The following is a 14,561-nucleotide window of genomic DNA, read 5'->3' as shown; positions in this document are numbered from 1 at the left end:
TGCGGTTTGGCGTTGCCTCATGCACTGCTACAGATCGTTGTTCATGTTAGCGGTGCGTGCTCTTTTGAGGACGCTCGGCGTAATGCCTCAGCGATAGCCCATCTCAAAAGAGGCACTCATGAAGTACTCCAAGCGCGCGGCCCTCGGCCTTTTTCTTCTGGCGCTTGCGGCGGTATCTTCCCCGGGGACAGCCAGTGCGACCTCATCTGATCTCACGGTCGTGCAAACTGATAGTGGCGCCGTGCGTGGCCTGCGCGAAGATGGCGTTATCGCCTTCAAGGGCATTCCGTATGCGGTCTCGCCAACCGGGGCGCTCCGCTGGGCGCCGCCGCAGCCGGCGGCTGCCTGGTCCGGCATTCGCGACGCTACCCATTTCGGCAGCGGCTGCCCGCAGCTTGCGCGGTATGGCCTCACCGAGGCCGGCTATAATGAGGATTGCCTGTCGATCAACGTGACTGTGCCGTCCCCCAAGGGCGCATCGATGAGCGCGAAACGCCCGGTCATTGCTTGGATTTACGGAGGCGCCTTCGTCGGCGGCTCGACCGCCATCTATCCGCTGGCGCATATGGCACTGAGCGGCAATGCGATCGTCGTGTCCTTCAACTATCGCCTCGGAGTGTTCGGGTTCATGGCGAGCCCGACCTTTGACCGGGCCAATGATGGGTCCTACGGGTTGGAGGATCAGCGCGCCGCCCTGGGCTGGGTTCAGCGCAATATCGCCGCCTTCGGCGGAGATCCGAAGAACGTTACAGTGGCGGGTGAATCTGCGGGCGCAGCCTCGATTTGCATGCATATCGCGGCGCCGGGAGAGACGAAGGGCCTATTTTCCAAGGCGATCATCCAGAGCGCCAATTGCACTCAGCATCTGCGCACGCTGACGGAGGCCGATGCCGTCGGTGAAAAAGTGGCCACGCTGGTCGGCTGCGCAGATGGCGTGGGTGAGCTTGCCTGCCTGCAGGCCAAGCCGGTGAAGGACCTGCTAAACGCGGCGTCGAAGGTGGCGGGCAGCGACATTATGATGTACGTGCCGTCTGTGGGCGCAAGCGGCGTGCCTGAGCAGCCAGCCGAAGCGCTCGCGAGCGGGCGCTTCCTGCGCGTGCCGATCATCAATGGCGGCAACCGGGACGAGCTTCGGCTCTATGTCGCCTATGCGGTTCAAGGCGGCAGCATAATAACGCCGGCGAATTACGCCGCCGTGCTGCGGAGCGCTTACGGCGACAAGACCGACCGTGTGCTGGCTGAATATCTGCTGTCGCATTTTTCGTCGCCGGCTGCCGCCGTCGGCACCGTGATGTCCGACTATCGCCAGGACAACGGCCTCAACAATTGCGGCTTTCAAGAAACCGGCAAGCTAGCGAGCGCCTATGTGTCCGTATTCCAATATGAATTCGCCGATCGCGATGCACCACCGGTGACGGACAATCCGGGTTTCGAAATGGGTGCCGTCCACTCCTCCGAACTGCCGTATCAATTCCCGCGCTTCACGAATACGACGAAGTTGAACGGTCCCGCGCTCGCGCCGGGATCGCAGCATCTGGCCACAGTGATGATGGAATATTGGACGAGCTTTGCCGCGACCGGTATGCCTGCGGCTAAGGGTGAGCCCGCCTGGGCCCCCATGACCTCCACCAAGAAGATCATGCGCCTCGAACCCGGAAAGGTCGGGTATTTCGATGGTGCGTCCGCCCATCACTGCGCCTTCTGGCAGCAGCTCTATCCGACAAGCCTGCAGCCCTAGCCCGGACCATCCCTCATATCCATGCGCTGTTGCTAACGTTCTTTCAGGGGCAATTACTTTTTAGCGCCACGCAAGGTTTTCGAAAGCAGTTGGCCGAAGCGCTGGCGGTAGATGCGTGCGAACTCGCGGCGCTGCTACGAACCGAGACTAGTCGAAACCTACCCCCACATACGACGGGCGATGTCTTTCTCCTCGGCGCCGACGGCATCGGCATAGATGGCGGTTGTGGAGAGCTGGGCGTGGCCGAGCAATTTCTGGACAAGGTTAAGGGAGATGCCGGCGGAGACTGCCGCCACCCCGAAGCCGTGCCGGAGCCGCTTGGGTGAGGCGTGCGGCCCAGAGAGTCCGGCGCCTTCCATCACGGCATGAACCTGACGCCAGGCGGTCATCCGGCTCCAGGGCCAGAGACGGACATCGCGGCCTTTGCCGCGTTTGCTCGTAAGCGAAAGCGCAGCCCCACGTTTCGGCGCTGGTTCCAATTGAGCATCCTGCCAATTGATGTTGGTGGGGCAGTGCATGACTGACGGGAACGAAAGCTCTTATGAGCAGTCATACGACGGTCGTATGAGCACTCTTCCGGACCGCGTCGAGATGCTTGTCCGGCCGGAGCGTCGGCGGCGGTGGACCTCGGCGGCCAAGCTGGCCATCGTCCGCGAGACCTTGGTGCCTGGTTCGGTGGCGCAGGTCGTAGCCGACCGGCATGGCATTGGCACGGGGCTGATTTATACGTGGCGCAAGCAGATACTTCGAACGGCGATGGCAGGCTTCGCCACGGTCGAGACCCAGCCTGAAGCTGCGATGGCGTTGCCGAGCACCTGCCACGACACACCGGCGACGCCGATGCCGCCGCCATGGCCGGTAGCGGAGTAGGCTGCGGGCGTGATCGAGGTCGAGCTGCAGTCGGGTGTTCGGCTGCGTATCGGGTCCGATGTGGACGGCACGCTACTGCAGCGCGTGCTTGCGGCGCTCGCGGCGCCATGATGCTGCCGCCGGCACGCGCGTGTATCTGGGATGCGGGTTCACCGACATGCGCAAGGGTTTCGACGGATTGGCTGCCCAGGTGCATACGGTGCTGTCGCTTGATCCCTATGGCGGAGCGTTGTTACCGCCGGTAGCCACGTGCGGCGACCTCGCGCCGCTCCGCCACCGCTGCCGATCCACAGCCCACACAGTTCATCTCGATCCCAGCCGTCGCTGCCCCTTGCAAACACTAGGGCAGCCAAGCACGCGCCACCAGATCGGTCTCTGGCACAGGTTCTGACAGAACCGGCCAGGGTCAGGCCGATCTCCTCCGCCCTCAACCCGACAACCCGCCGTTCGAGCCTGCCGACTTCAATCGTCTCCACGTCGCCCCAGCCAGTCTTCGCCTCGAGCTTAACGAACTATTCCATGACCGCCCTCCTATGTCGCAGAAAGAAGCGATCGTCCCTGACCCGGCGTCAGTCTGACCAGGATCTTTTTTGCTCCCTGGAGATCATACGTTGCTAGGCTTACGCTTAGCTTTTCGACGTTATGCCCGATGTCCGGTCGACAAAGGGGCAGCTTCACAGCGCCGTATTGCCAGCATAAACCATCTGCCGATTACCGATGCCGAGCGGCTGCTCCATTTGCCGCTCGGCCACCCTCCGGACCTCACAGGCCTCGGCCAGTAACTGATCAGGTGGCCGTTCGCCGTTCGCTGACTGGGCGAGTTTTGACTGGCCGCTGGGCTGCAAGCAACGAGCGGACGCGCGCGACCTCGGGACCGGTCACGCGCAAAGGCGCATAACCCAAAGCATCGTTCAGCAGGCCGATATCCCTCGCCTCGGACCCCCAGAGCGGATGTAGCGCCGTCACCATCCCATTTTCGGCGAAGGATGTCCGATCACCAGTGTCGAGATAGGTTTCACAAGTCAGTCCTTCAGCGAAAAGGACATCATGGGTTTCCAGCTCAATATGAAAATAGGTGATTCTGTCGACGGGCATCAGCATGATTGTTTTGCCGTTGACGAGGTGCTTCACCGGGATCAGTGAACCCGCGACAAAGACCGCGTGATCGGGCGACAGCATGAGGTCGCGCAAAGGCAGGTCGACGCCGAAAGCGCCAGACTGAATGCGGACGGGATACACGGAAGCGGGTCGCCCGTGGCGTGCACAATCGACCTCGCGCGAGCCGAGCCAGATGATCGGCCGCAGGGCACCGCTGATGGTGACGACAAGATCGCCGACGACAAGAGCCTCGACGGCGATATTGCCGCGTGACGTGTGAATGCGGGTGCCGGCGGCGAAGCAGGCTGGGGCATCCAGATTGACGACGGTCTGTGTCAATGAGGCGAGCGAGCCGATGACATTACCGGTCGAGGGGTCGAATAGTTCGACCGTGAAACTCTCATCGCGCGGGGCGGCGGCGTCTGCAGAGAGCTGGATGGAGAAGGCCTCGTCTGAACGCGTCGTACCCGAACTGAAGCTCAGCGTGCCGGAGGTGGCACCCGTGAAATCCCGCACCAGAGGGGCACCCGTGCCGGTCACGATCTTCCAGTCCACGGTACCGGTGTCAGGGGCCGTGCCGTTCAGCGAGCTAGCCTCATACGTGAAGGTGGTCGGCGTCGCGCCGGAAATATTGACGGTCGAGGCCTGGCCCGACAGATCCGTATTGAGTTCGAGAATGCGGCCATTGATGGTGAGCGTGCCACTTTCCGTGCCGCCATTGTTCAGAATATCGTTGGTCGCGGTGCCGTCGGCGCCCGTCACGCCTGTAGTGCCGTCATTACCGTCCTTTCCAGCCAGACCATTGGCGCCGCCGGACGCGCCCGTTCCGGCAAGGCCACCGACGCCGACATCACCCGGCGTGCCGCCTTTGCCGCCCGTGCCGCCTGTCGCGCTGTCATCGGCCAATACGGCCGCGCCGACGACCGCGACCGTGCCAGTATTGAGAATCCCGCCGACGGCAGAGCCGCCCACGCCGCCGTCAGCGCCGGTGCCGGCTGCGCCGCCATTACCGCCAGTACCACCGTTGCCACCAGGAGGCGGAGCAGTGCCAATGCCGACCGTGAAGCCGCCTTTTCCGCCACTGCCGCCGGGCTCACCCGCGCCACCACCACCGCCGTCGCCTCCATCACCGCCGGTCGCGATCCCGGTGATGACGCTATCCTCAAGCGTGAGATTGCCGGTGTTAAGGATGCCGCCGACAGCGTCGGCACCATCCGTCCCGCGGCTGCCCAAACCGCCATCGCCGCCGATGCCGCCATTGGCGCCGTTGGCACCCGCACCAACCCCCGATCCACCGTCGCCGCCGTAGCCACCGTCGCCGCCATCGGCGCCGTCAGCCCCTTTGCCGCCGGTGGCGCCGCCGGCCACAGTGGAATTGATCAGTGTCAGTGTACCATCATTTTCGATGGCCGGCGTGCCAGAAAAGGCGACACCGCTCGCCTCAGTCGCGTCCCCACCCGGATCAGCGTCACCGCCTTGCGTTCCTGGCCCTCCGGACACCGGGCCATTGGAACCAGGCATGCCCGCGTCACCATTATCGCCCTTCTCAGCATTCGACGTCGCCGCCAGACCGGCGCTGGAGTTGACGATCCGCATGTTGTCCATGGTGACAACGCCGCTGGACTGGATGATGACCGCGCCATCAATCGTAACGCTGGCATTTGTCTTTGCGTAGTCCCCGTCGATTGTGACCGTTGGGTCGATGGTCAGCGGCGAGTCCAGCGTGATGCTGGTAACGCTCGATGCAAAGGCAATCGTGTCGCCAGGGGCTGTCGCCGCAAGTGCTGCGCGGAGAGAGCCCGTGCCGCTGTCGTTGGAATTCGTGACTGTAATCACGGCCATGGTCGCTCCTCTCAATGTTATTGAACTTTAGCAAGGCAAGACCGTCAGTTGCGCTGTCATTTGAATGGGTGAGCAGCATGATACAGTTTATCCAAATACTGCGGCACCGTAAGGCTGAAAGCTCGACAGCATGAACGTTGATGGCCCACCGCCGCGCCGGAATAAGCTAGAATGATGCCGTCGTTGAGAATCTTTCCGATTGCATTGACCGCCGTCCTTCGCAACCCGTTCCCGCAGTGAATGCCTCTTCGCCAACGCAGATCGTTTGCCAAGAGCGTGAGTCGCTCTGTCCATCCAATCCAGTTGCAGGTGAGTGGACTAACGATTGGTTGTTCATGCAATAGGCCAGGTCCATTGCGGGTTAAAGCCTCGAATGGGCGCATCTTAGCGAGTGGGTATGACGAGAGATATTGGACCTTGGTCCTAAGACTGTCTTAGGACCCTCTAAATTCGAGGCCCTGCTGCAATTTTTTGCGGTGGGCGCGTTAAGCGGCCAATCGGGTCAGGTGGCTCGTTACGCTGCCGTGAGATCAAGCTATTCGCGGACAAGCTGGACCACCTCGGCTAGGGCCGAGGCGCCAAGACCGAAGGCGCGCTCGACAATGCGGGCTTCGCCGCGAATGTCACGCGTGATGTTGAAGGCCGATGCTTGTCCCTTGCGGAGGGACTGTCAGGAATTCCGTGTCTGGGGCCTGGTTCACTGATAAGGCCTGGGCTGTGGTAAAGCGTTCGCCGAAGAGGATGGCGAACGGAGCTTTGGCCATGGTCCACTCACGTGCGGGCATGATCCATGCCTTCTCAGTTCGGTGCAACGCTAGAAAGAGCAGCTTGATCGCGGCCTCGTCGTTTGGAAAATGACCCCGGGCCCGAACCGCGCGCCTTAGCTTGGCGTTGAGCGCTTCTATAGCGTTGGTTGTGTAGAGGCTCCGACGCACCTCTCCAGGAAAAGTATAGAAGGGAATGACCTCGACCCAAGCCCGGCGCCAACTCTGCACAATGGCCGGGTATTTCTGGCCCCAAGGCCCCGCCTCGAAGGCATCAAGCGCTGTCTCAGCCGCGTCGTAGTCAATGGCCCGGTAGATATCCTTCAGGGCGGTGGCGACGGCTTTGCGGTCCTTGTAGGAAACGAAGTCCAAGGAGTGCCGCAATAGATGAACGATGCAGGTCTGAACCGTGACCTCCGGAAAGACGGCCCGGATCGCCTCAGGAAACCCCTTCAGGCCATCCACCACGGCGAGCAGGATGTCCTCGGTGCCACGGTTCTTGAGCTCGTTCATGACCCGCAGCCAAAACTTGGCACCCTCGTTTTGCTCAATCCAGATGTCAGTTTCTGTTAACTAGGTCCTGCCTGGTTCTCGGTGCAGTTCGTGACGAGTTAGGAGAAAATGCTCTGAGATAGGGAAGGAGATGAAGATGAAAGCTATGTTCGCCTTCGGTCCCGGAATCCATGTGCCGGGCGCTGAGCGAGTGGGTGCGGAATGGGTCGTCTCCGTGTCTGCGCCTGGCGACGGCCTGTGTCCGGCCTGCGGTTGTCGCTCCAACGCTCGGCACACCAGTTACTGGCGGCTGCTACGAGACCTTCCAATGCATGGCATCCCGGTCGTCGTTCGCCTTCGGGTCGCCCGCCTGCGATGTCGCGCGGCCACTTGCGACCAGAAGATAGTTGCCGAGCAGCCGGCTGGGCTAGCTGAGCCTCTGGTCCGACGCACATGCCAGGTCGTCGACATCCTGCAGGCGCTGGGGTATGCCGCAGGTGGCAAACCCGCTGAGCGCATCCTATCAAGGCTCGGTCTTCAATCAAGCGATGATACCGTTCTGCATCATCTCAAACGTCGCGCCCGCGCCAGATCACCGCGAGCCTCGCTCCGAGTGGTCGGGATCGACGACTGGTCCTGGACGAAAGGGCAGACCTACGGAACGATCATGGTGGACCTGGAGCGGCGACGCGTGGTGGACATCCTGTCAGACCGAAGCTCGACCAGCACCGCAGCCTGGCTGCGTGCATATCCGGGAGTCGAAGTCGTCAGCCGCGACCGTCATGGTCTTTATGCCGAGGGGGCGCGTGATGGTGCCCCGCAAGCGGTCCAGGTTGCCGACCGCTTCCACCTGCTGCAGAACTTGCGCGAACGGATCGAGCAGCAGTTGGGCCGCTTGTGCAGACCACTTCGACGGGGCGCCTCCGTCGCGGCCGAAGCGGCAGATACCAGGGCCGGTCTCCACGGCGTGCGGGAAGACCTGTTTACGAAGGTTCGTGCACTCTACGACGCCGGCAAGACTGCAACGACGATTTGCGAGGAACTCAGCCTCAGCCGTCGACGCGGTGACCTGGCGATTGCGTTGCGCGGTGGCAGTCGCTCGAGCCTCACCCAGCGGTCTACGCGTCGGCGGCTGAGGCGCGTCAACTTAGCCGAGACGGGCACTACGCCCAAATTCTCTGCAGTTCACTGCGATGGCGCCCGATGGTGAAAGGACCCGATGAACATGACTGATGGTGTTATCGCCCAACCTACGCGAGATCGACATCTCACCTCGCGGGCTGGCGTTGATGGTTAGAAGTGTAGGCATGGCTTCTCCTAAAACTCTGGCGCTGCAGGTGTTATGCAAAAGGGCTTCCGCGCGCTTCGCGGCATGGGAGCCGCGGGTCGCCGCCTTCAGGATTCAGGCAGCGATCTGACTTGTGCCAGCTTGGGTCGCAGGGACTGCGCTTGACGTGATGAATCCCTGCCGGGCGGGGTCGTTTGCCTCCTATCTGCTCGTACCCGACAAGCCGCGAGGTCTACGCCGCGTCGATGATAGACGCGTGCTGCGCATGACGGGCATATCGCTGACAAGCTGATCGGCCACCTTGGCCGACGCACCATTGTCCGGGCAACCGAGGCCTAACTCTGGCATGTGGTTGACCTATGCCGAGAAAATGCTAGGCCGTCATGGTGTGGCTCCACGCCAAGGCAAGCCAGCTGGCGGGGCATGCACCGCCAGCTCCTGCCAAGATTACGCTGCTTCAGCGGCAAGCACGACCGGAAAGTCGATCTCGGTCCCGGCGACGATGTTGAGGAGGTTCGTAAAAATATTCTCAGCCACGACCGCGATGATTTCGACGATCTGGGCGTCGGTGAACCCGGCAGCCCTGACCGCCTGCAAATCGGCATCGCTGACATTGCCGCGTTGCTCATTAATCTTGACGGCAAAGGCGACAGCAACATTAGCCTTGACGTCGGCCGAGGCGCCCCGCCGGTTCAGGGCAATTTCGGCGGCATCGATCTTGGCGAGGTTCAGGCCGATATAGCTGTGCGCCGAGAGGCAGTAGTCACAGGCGTTGCTCTGCGCGATGGCAATCGCAATCCGCTCGCGGGTTTTGAGGTCAAGCGCCTTCGTCAGGGCGCCATTCAGGCCAAGTAGGCCCTGCAATGCCGCTGGACTCAGCGCAACCAAGCGAAAGCTATTCGGAACCACGCCAAGCTGTTTCTTCACAGCATCCAGCATGGGCTGCGAGGCGGAAGGGGCGGTCTCATAGGTAGGAACGGTAATGCGCGACATGGGTCTCTCCTTGATTGAACCGCCACTTGCGGTGTGGCCAAGGTCTAGGACTCACCTGTTGGTGCGATAATCCACTAAGTTGGCAACACTTTATTGCTGTTTCAGCAATTATAAATATTCGATTGCGCGGTAGTCGGGTGGCCTTCACATCGCGAGCTCGCTTTCCTCCATGTTGGGATGGGGCGAGGGTGGCCGGGTCGAAGTCGTTAAGGATACGTCGATCCGGTAAACGCCTTGGCAAATCGGATTTCGCCAACGCTCCGCGGGCGATGGTGACGATGTCGGCGCCGTCGCCCGGTGCCGCCACCGCCTGCGCGATATTGTGCAGACCACCATTGGCAAAGATCGCGGCCTTGAGGGCGTGGCGCTTGGCGAGGCGCATCAAGGACGGACCGCCCGGCGTAAATGCCGGCTGCCACGCCTCATAGCCGGTCACATGGATGAAGTCCGCGCCGGCCTCCGCGAGGCTGCCAAAGATGATTTCCGCATCGCGCTCCGCATCGGCCCATTTGTGATGGTAATCGTTCACCTTCCCCTGGGAGATGCGGATGCCGATCGGAACGCGGACACCGACCCTCGCACGCACCGCATTGAACGTTGCGAGGAGCGATTGCAAGTGCCTCCCAGTCGCGCCTCCCCATCGATCCGTTCTGGCGTTGGTGTAGCCGGGCAAAAACTGGTCGAGAAGATAGCCATTGGAGCCATGGATTCAACGGCGTCAAACTCAGCAATGTCGATCGCGGACCCTGCCGATTCAGTAAAGCCGTTTTAGGGCGTCGGGGATCTCCGCTTCCGTAATCGTTTCCGGCACGGCGTCACGGTCCTTGCCGTGATAAAATACCATTTTGTTCGCCCTCGGTTGAACGGTTGAAGGCCCTACCGTGGTGTCAGAGAAGCGATTGCCCTGGCTGAGGGCGCCGGCATGCATAAGCTGGACGATGGCGAGTGCGCCGTGATGCCACTGACGACCGGCTTCCAAGCATTGTCTTGCGCTTTGTCAGTCATGCCGGGCTGGTATGCTTAGCCCTGCGTTGATGCCTGATCTGTATAAATGCCTTCGGTACTAATCGTGCCGAAACCATCTCGCCCGAAACGCTCGTAGTAACGGGTCATCGTCTCGGTCGCACGTCCATCCTTGGTCGCGGAAATGCGCGTCATCGGCGCGACCGCGAGTATCACGGAGCCCTAGATCCGGTCCAGCACGCTTCGCAAATAGGCAACGTGGATGCCCAGCCCCGTAGCGGGTTGGCGAACGCGATGACGGAGTAGCCTTCGCGCTGGAGCCGGCAACCACTTAGTGTCGGCTCGACGCGTCTTCGAGAGCACCGTGCACAAGCACGATCGTAGGCTTGCGCAGGGCGCGCTCGGGTGGTTTCAGGGGTAGGACGGCAATGCTTGTATGGGTCTCTCCCATGATTGAACCGCAGTTGTGGCGTGACCTGAGGTATAGGACCCAATCGCTAATGCGATAATCCATTAACTTGACAAGTTTTTATTGCTGTTTCAGCAATTATGTATGGACAATCTCGAAGCGATGCGCATTTTTGTCTCAGTCGCGACCCAGGGGAGCTTCACCGAAGCGGCTAGGCGCATGCGTCTCTCGCCTTCCGTTGTTACCAGGTCCATCTCACAGATCGAGGAGAAGCTAGGCATAATGCTACTCAACCGCACCACCCGATCGGTGCAGCTGACTGAACGCGGCCAAATTTACCTCGAAGACTGCAGACGAATCCTGGAAGATTTGGAGATGGCCGAGCGGCGGGTCCGCGGCGAGGATGCGAAGCCACGCGGTACCGTGCGTGTCACGGCACCGGTCCTATTTGGGCGCTTGTACGTATTGCCGATCGTGAATTCGCTTTTGCACAAGCATCCCGCTCTTTCCGTCCATCTCACTTTGTTAGATCGCAACGTCCATCTCTTCGAGGAAGGTGTCGACGTTGCAGTTCTCGTCGGCGAGCTTGCCGATAGCAGCATGATCGCGCTCAGGCTGGGCCTCGCCACCCCGGTCCTCATCGCCAGCCCCGGCTATCTACAAAATCGCGGCGTGCCGGCATCGCCGGCTGCCCTTTCATCTCATGATATCATACTGTTCGAAGGGATCGGTGCCACCAATGAATGGCCCTTTGGCGCAGATAAAAAAACAATACGAGTGGCGCCTCGCCTCGTTGTAAACGGTGCCGACGCGGCGATCACAGCTGCAGAGGCTGGTGTTGGCATCGCGCGAACGCTGTCCTACCAGGTCTGGGACGCCGTGCGCGCCGGGCGTCTCACCCTTGTTCTGCAGCAGTTCACGCCGCCACCTCTGCCGGTCAGTGTGGCCTACCAAGCGCGACGTATTGCATCAGCCAACGTAGCCACGTTTGTCAAAGCAATGCGGGAACATTTTAAGGCCAATCCTCTCGTTCAGTTTGATGGAGCGTAGGCAACTACTGCAAGAACTACGTCAATGGCGTTTCCGATGTCCGGTTGCAGAAAAACCCGCTGGGTTTCGCGTATGGCCGGAATGAGGCGCTAAGGTGCCGGAAAACTGTGGCACGGTGGACACGTATGGCACCGCTTTAGAGCGTCAACTCGTTGCCCTAGAGTTTGTCAGGTTTTGATTGAGGCATAGCCGGCGCGGCGAAGGTAGGCAGCGCACTCGTCTGGTGTGAATGTGCTGAGAAGTGTGCCGACCCTTCGCCAAGTGGCCTCGACGGATCGTTCGCCGGCTTTTCGCAGAAGCGTTTTGAGCTTGGCGAACATCATCTGGTTCTGTCAGACGTCGCGCCAGTGGGCGCGACCTGGCTGGAGGGGGTCGGTCATCGCCGGCATGAGCGCGCCGTATCAGGTCGGCCAAGAGGCTGCCATCCAGCAGGTTCATCAACTTCGCTTCCGGCTACAGTGCCGCAAAGGCGGCCTTGATCGGTGGCGGGGAATGCCGGAGGGCTTGGATCAACGCGATACGCATGACTAATCCTGCTTCTCTCTATGATTCGTCTGTTGCATCTACCAAAAGACTTTGCAACATTTGAAGCATGTCCAAGCATGCCGTCGCTTTGCAACCACCCCTCGACCTGCTTCGGCAAGCCATGCCGGACCTGCCGCCGCGCCTGCGGGAGGTCGGGCGGTTCCTTAGCGGACATGAATTCGATGCGGCCACACGCTCCATGCGCGGCCTGGCCGCTGCAGCGGGAGTCAATCCGGCTTCCTTCACTCGGTTGGCTCAGGCCCTGGGCTACCGCGGCTGGGACGAGTTGCGGGATGCTCTGATCGAGGCACGAAGGCCGGGAACAGACGCTCCCTTCTCTGGCCGGCTGCGGGCTGCCACCGGCGAACCCGCGCAGGATTCCGCGGCGATCGCGACCGCGCTGATCGGCAGTGACACCGCCGGGCTGTCTCGGGTGGCGACGGCACCGATCGCGGCCGCCGCCGCCGCGCTGCACGCAGCACCCCGCGCCTGGATAGCGGGCTTCCGCTCCTGCCGTGCCGTAGCGGAGTTGCTGCACTACCAGCTTCGGCTCTTCCGACCTGACGTGGTGCACCTGGTTGGCAGCGCGGGTCCGGAGGACCTGGACTTCGGGGCCTTTCGTGCCGGGCACGCTGTCGTAGTCGTCGGCTTTGCGCCATATTCGCGAGCCAGCGTGATGACGGTGCGTGCGGCTCGCACCGCCGGTTGCAGAATCATCGCGATCGCAGACACGCCTCAGGCGCCGATGGCCGAGGGTGCCGACCACCTGCTCTTATTCGAGGCTGCATCCAGTCCCGGCTTCTTTCCCAGCCTGACCGGGGCGGTTGCCCAGGCGCAAGCCCTTGCTGCCGGCAGCTTCGTGCTTGGCGGCAAGGGGGCTCTGCTCCGGCTGCGACAAACCGAGGCGCGCCTGGCCGCCCACTCTCAATACGTCCCGGGTCCGGAGTCCATCGAGCCATGATCACCGATCTCCAAATCCAGCCGGCCGATCGCAGCCGCGTCCTGCATCGTAGCCTTCGAGGCGCCCCGCCGCCGGTGGCAACTGGCGGTCAGGGTGTCTGGCTGCACGGGACGGAGGGGCGGCGCGTGCTGGACGCCTCTGGCGGTGCTGCCGTCAGCTGCCTTGGGCACGGCCATCCGCGCGTGGTGGAAGCGATCCAGCGCCAGGCCGCCACCTTGGCCTATGCCCATACAAGCTTCTTCTCCTCGGAACCCGCGGAGGCCTTGGCCCAGGCGTTGGTTGGGCACGAGCCCGGCGGCCTGTCCTTCGCCTACTTCGTGTCCGGCGGTTCGGAGGCCATTGAGGCCGCGTTGAAGCTAGCGCGCCAGTATTTCGTGGAGATCGGCCAACCCGGCCGCGGCCACGTCATCGCCCGGCGGCAGAGCTACCACGGCAACACGCTGGGCGCCCTGGCCGCTGGCGGCAACGCCTGGCGGCGGGCCCCCTATGCCCCCCTGCTGTCGCACGCCTTCAGCCATGTCTCGCCCGCCTTTGCCTACCGGGAACAGCAGGGCCATGAGACAGAAGCCGATTTCACCGCGCGACTGGCCGCTGAACTGGAGGCCGAGTTCCAGCGCCTTGGTCCAGACACCGTGGCCGCTTTCGTGGCGGAGCCTGTAGTGGGGGCTACCGCAGGCTGCGTCACGGCGCCCGCCGGGTATTTCCAGGCGGTGCGCGCCGTGTGCGACCGTCACGGAGCGTTGCTAATCCTGGACGAGGTGATGTGCGGCATGGGCCGCACCGGCACGCTGCACGCTTGGCAACAGGAGGGCATCGCGCCCGATATTCAGACGATCGCAAAGGGACTGGGCGGCGGGTATCAGCCGATTGGCGCCGTTCTGGTGTCGGACCGGGTGGTGGAGCCAATCCGGCAGGGCTCCGGCGCCTTCCAGCACGGCCACACCTACCTGGCCCACCCGGTCGCCTGCGCTGCCGCCCTCGCGGTGCAGCAGGTCATCCAGGAAGACGGGCTTCTGCATCAGGTTCAGGAACGCGGCACCCTGCTAGAACAACGTCTCACCGACCGGCTGGGCAACCACCGCCACGTCGGCGACATTCGCGGCCGCGGCCTGTTCCGCGGGATCGAACTGGTGGCCGACCGTGCTGGCAAAACGCCGTTCGACCCGGCGCTCAAGCTGCATGCCCGCATCAAGGCCGCAGCCTTTGGCCGCGGCCTTGCCTGCTATCCCTCGGGCGGCACTGTGGACGGTGTGCGCGGCGACCACATCCTGCTGGCGCCGCCATACATCGTCACGCCCGACGAGATCGACATCGTGGTGGATCGCCTTGCCCATGCCATCGACGATGCCCTGTCCAGCCTGCCGCATCAGGAAACCCGCGCATGACGTCCACTCTACTCGCCACCGTCGCTGGGCTGGCTGTCCTTGCTTTCGCGGCGCCGTCCAACGCGGCGACGCTGGATGTGGTGAAGTCGCGGGAACTACTGGTATGCGGCGTGAACACCGGGACGCGACCGCACGCGCCGGCCCCCATAGAGGGATTCCTTAGAGGTGCATCCCGAAAGGCCA

Annotated in this window: 13 protein-coding genes and 2 pseudogenes; 7 read left to right on the top strand and 8 right to left on the bottom strand. The window is 62.3% G+C overall.

Annotated elements, in window-relative coordinates; genetic code table 11:
• Window positions 1–118 precede the first annotated feature (118 nt).
• The gene (locus QP803_RS18990; protein ID WP_284945041.1) at window positions 119–1,738 is read left to right on the top strand and encodes a carboxylesterase/lipase family protein; all 1,620 of its coding nucleotides are present in this window, start codon (window positions 119–121) and stop codon (window positions 1,736–1,738) included.
• A gap of 158 nt (window positions 1,739–1,896) precedes the next feature.
• Here QP803_RS18990 and QP803_RS18985 read toward each other — a convergent pair whose 3' ends face one another.
• On the bottom strand, window positions 1,897–2,127 hold the full coding sequence (locus QP803_RS18985; RefSeq protein ID WP_284945040.1) for a tyrosine-type recombinase/integrase: 231 nt from the start codon (window positions 2,125–2,127) through the stop codon (window positions 1,897–1,899).
• Window positions 2,128–2,302: 175 nt separating this feature from the next.
• Between QP803_RS18985 and QP803_RS18980 the strand changes: the two genes are divergently transcribed.
• A complete protein-coding gene (locus QP803_RS18980; RefSeq protein ID WP_284945039.1) occupies window positions 2,303–2,608 on the top strand; it encodes a transposase in 306 nt (101 codons plus the stop codon).
• Between the two features lie 130 nt (window positions 2,609–2,738).
• Window positions 2,739–2,999, top strand: coding sequence for an IS66 family insertion sequence element accessory protein TnpB (gene tnpB, locus QP803_RS18975; RefSeq protein WP_284947962.1), 261 nt, complete (start codon window positions 2,739–2,741; stop codon window positions 2,997–2,999).
• Between the two features lie 395 nt (window positions 3,000–3,394).
• On the opposite strand, the gene QP803_RS18970 is transcribed toward tnpB, so the two are convergent.
• The 3 genes and pseudogenes from QP803_RS18970 to QP803_RS18960 all read right to left on the bottom strand — a co-directional run.
• Complete coding sequence (locus QP803_RS18970) at window positions 3,395–5,548, bottom strand: Hint domain-containing protein (RefSeq protein WP_284945038.1); 2,154 nt, start codon at window positions 5,546–5,548, stop codon at window positions 3,395–3,397.
• 535 nt (window positions 5,549–6,083) lie between these two features.
• A pseudogene (locus tag QP803_RS18965) lies at window positions 6,084–6,218 on the bottom strand (IS6 family transposase); the annotation flags it as partial.
• 37 nt (window positions 6,219–6,255) lie between these two features.
• A pseudogene (locus QP803_RS18960) lies at window positions 6,256–6,870 on the bottom strand (IS256 family transposase); the annotation flags it as partial.
• A gap of 85 nt (window positions 6,871–6,955) precedes the next feature.
• Between QP803_RS18960 and QP803_RS18955 the strand changes: the two are divergent.
• Window positions 6,956–8,014, top strand: a complete 1,059-nt coding sequence (locus QP803_RS18955; protein ID WP_350356042.1) for an ISL3 family transposase — start codon at window positions 6,956–6,958, stop codon at window positions 8,012–8,014.
• 525 nt (window positions 8,015–8,539) lie between these two features.
• On the opposite strand, the gene QP803_RS18950 is transcribed toward QP803_RS18955, so the two are convergent.
• The 4 genes from QP803_RS18950 to QP803_RS18935 are packed head-to-tail and all read right to left on the bottom strand — an operon-like array spanning window position 8,540 to window position 10,264.
• Window positions 8,540–9,085 (bottom strand): carboxymuconolactone decarboxylase family protein, encoded by a 546-nt coding sequence (locus tag QP803_RS18950; protein WP_284945037.1) that lies wholly within the window; start codon window positions 9,083–9,085, stop codon window positions 8,540–8,542.
• On the bottom strand, window positions 9,057–9,794 hold the full coding sequence (locus tag QP803_RS18945; protein ID WP_284947960.1) for an oxidoreductase: 738 nt from the start codon (window positions 9,792–9,794) through the stop codon (window positions 9,057–9,059). Before QP803_RS18945 ends, QP803_RS18950 begins: the two co-directional genes overlap by 29 nt.
• 45 nt (window positions 9,795–9,839) lie before the next feature.
• The gene (locus QP803_RS18940; protein WP_284945036.1) at window positions 9,840–10,064 is read right to left on the bottom strand and encodes a hypothetical protein; all 225 of its coding nucleotides are present in this window, start codon (window positions 10,062–10,064) and stop codon (window positions 9,840–9,842) included.
• A gap of 41 nt (window positions 10,065–10,105) precedes the next feature.
• Window positions 10,106–10,264, bottom strand: a complete 159-nt coding sequence (locus tag QP803_RS18935; protein WP_284945035.1) for a hypothetical protein — start codon at window positions 10,262–10,264, stop codon at window positions 10,106–10,108.
• 337 nt (window positions 10,265–10,601) lie between these two features.
• Here QP803_RS18935 and QP803_RS18930 point away from each other — a divergent pair, with 337 nt between their 5' ends.
• The 3 genes from QP803_RS18930 (at window position 10,602) to QP803_RS18915 (ending at window position 14,378) form a co-directional block, all read left to right on the top strand.
• Window positions 10,602–11,507 (top strand): LysR family transcriptional regulator, encoded by a 906-nt coding sequence (locus QP803_RS18930; protein WP_284945034.1) that lies wholly within the window; start codon window positions 10,602–10,604, stop codon window positions 11,505–11,507.
• Window positions 11,508–12,099: 592 nt separating this feature from the next.
• Complete coding sequence (locus QP803_RS18920) at window positions 12,100–12,993, top strand: MurR/RpiR family transcriptional regulator (protein ID WP_284945033.1); 894 nt, start codon at window positions 12,100–12,102, stop codon at window positions 12,991–12,993.
• The gene (locus tag QP803_RS18915; RefSeq protein ID WP_284945032.1) at window positions 12,990–14,378 is read left to right on the top strand and encodes an aspartate aminotransferase family protein; all 1,389 of its coding nucleotides are present in this window, start codon (window positions 12,990–12,992) and stop codon (window positions 14,376–14,378) included. Before QP803_RS18920 ends, QP803_RS18915 begins: the two co-directional genes overlap by 4 nt.
• Window positions 14,379–14,561: the final 183 nt, after the last annotated feature.

The organism is Acidisoma sp. PAMC 29798, from assembly GCF_030252425.1.
Classification (GTDB): Bacteria; Pseudomonadota; Alphaproteobacteria; order Acetobacterales; family Acetobacteraceae; genus Acidisoma; species Acidisoma cladoniae.
This window is presented reverse-complemented; position numbering and strand designations above follow the sequence as displayed.

What these genes read in the sequence shown, in the direction of transcription:
- QP803_RS18920 (WP_284945033.1), top strand. Translation starts at nt 12,100, where the DNA reads ATGTCCAAGCATGCCGTCGCTTTGCAACCACCCCTCGACCTGCTTCGG.
- QP803_RS18915 (WP_284945032.1), top strand. Translation starts at nt 12,990, where the DNA reads ATGATCACCGATCTCCAAATCCAGCCGGCCGATCGCAGCCGCGTCCTG.
- QP803_RS18990 (WP_284945041.1), top strand. Translation starts at nt 119, where the DNA reads ATGAAGTACTCCAAGCGCGCGGCCCTCGGCCTTTTTCTTCTGGCGCTT.
- QP803_RS18930 (WP_284945034.1), top strand. Translation starts at nt 10,602, where the DNA reads ATGGACAATCTCGAAGCGATGCGCATTTTTGTCTCAGTCGCGACCCAG.
- QP803_RS18985 (WP_284945040.1), bottom strand. Translation starts at nt 2,127, where the DNA reads ATGACCGCCTGGCGTCAGGTTCATGCCGTGATGGAAGGCGCCGGACTC.
- QP803_RS18980 (WP_284945039.1), top strand. Translation starts at nt 2,303, where the DNA reads ATGAGCACTCTTCCGGACCGCGTCGAGATGCTTGTCCGGCCGGAGCGT.
- QP803_RS18950 (WP_284945037.1), bottom strand. Translation starts at nt 9,085, where the DNA reads ATGTCGCGCATTACCGTTCCTACCTATGAGACCGCCCCTTCCGCCTCG.
- QP803_RS18970 (WP_284945038.1), bottom strand. Translation starts at nt 5,548, where the DNA reads ATGGCCGTGATTACAGTCACGAATTCCAACGACAGCGGCACGGGCTCT.
- QP803_RS18955 (WP_350356042.1), top strand. Translation starts at nt 6,956, where the DNA reads ATGAAGATGAAAGCTATGTTCGCCTTCGGTCCCGGAATCCATGTGCCG.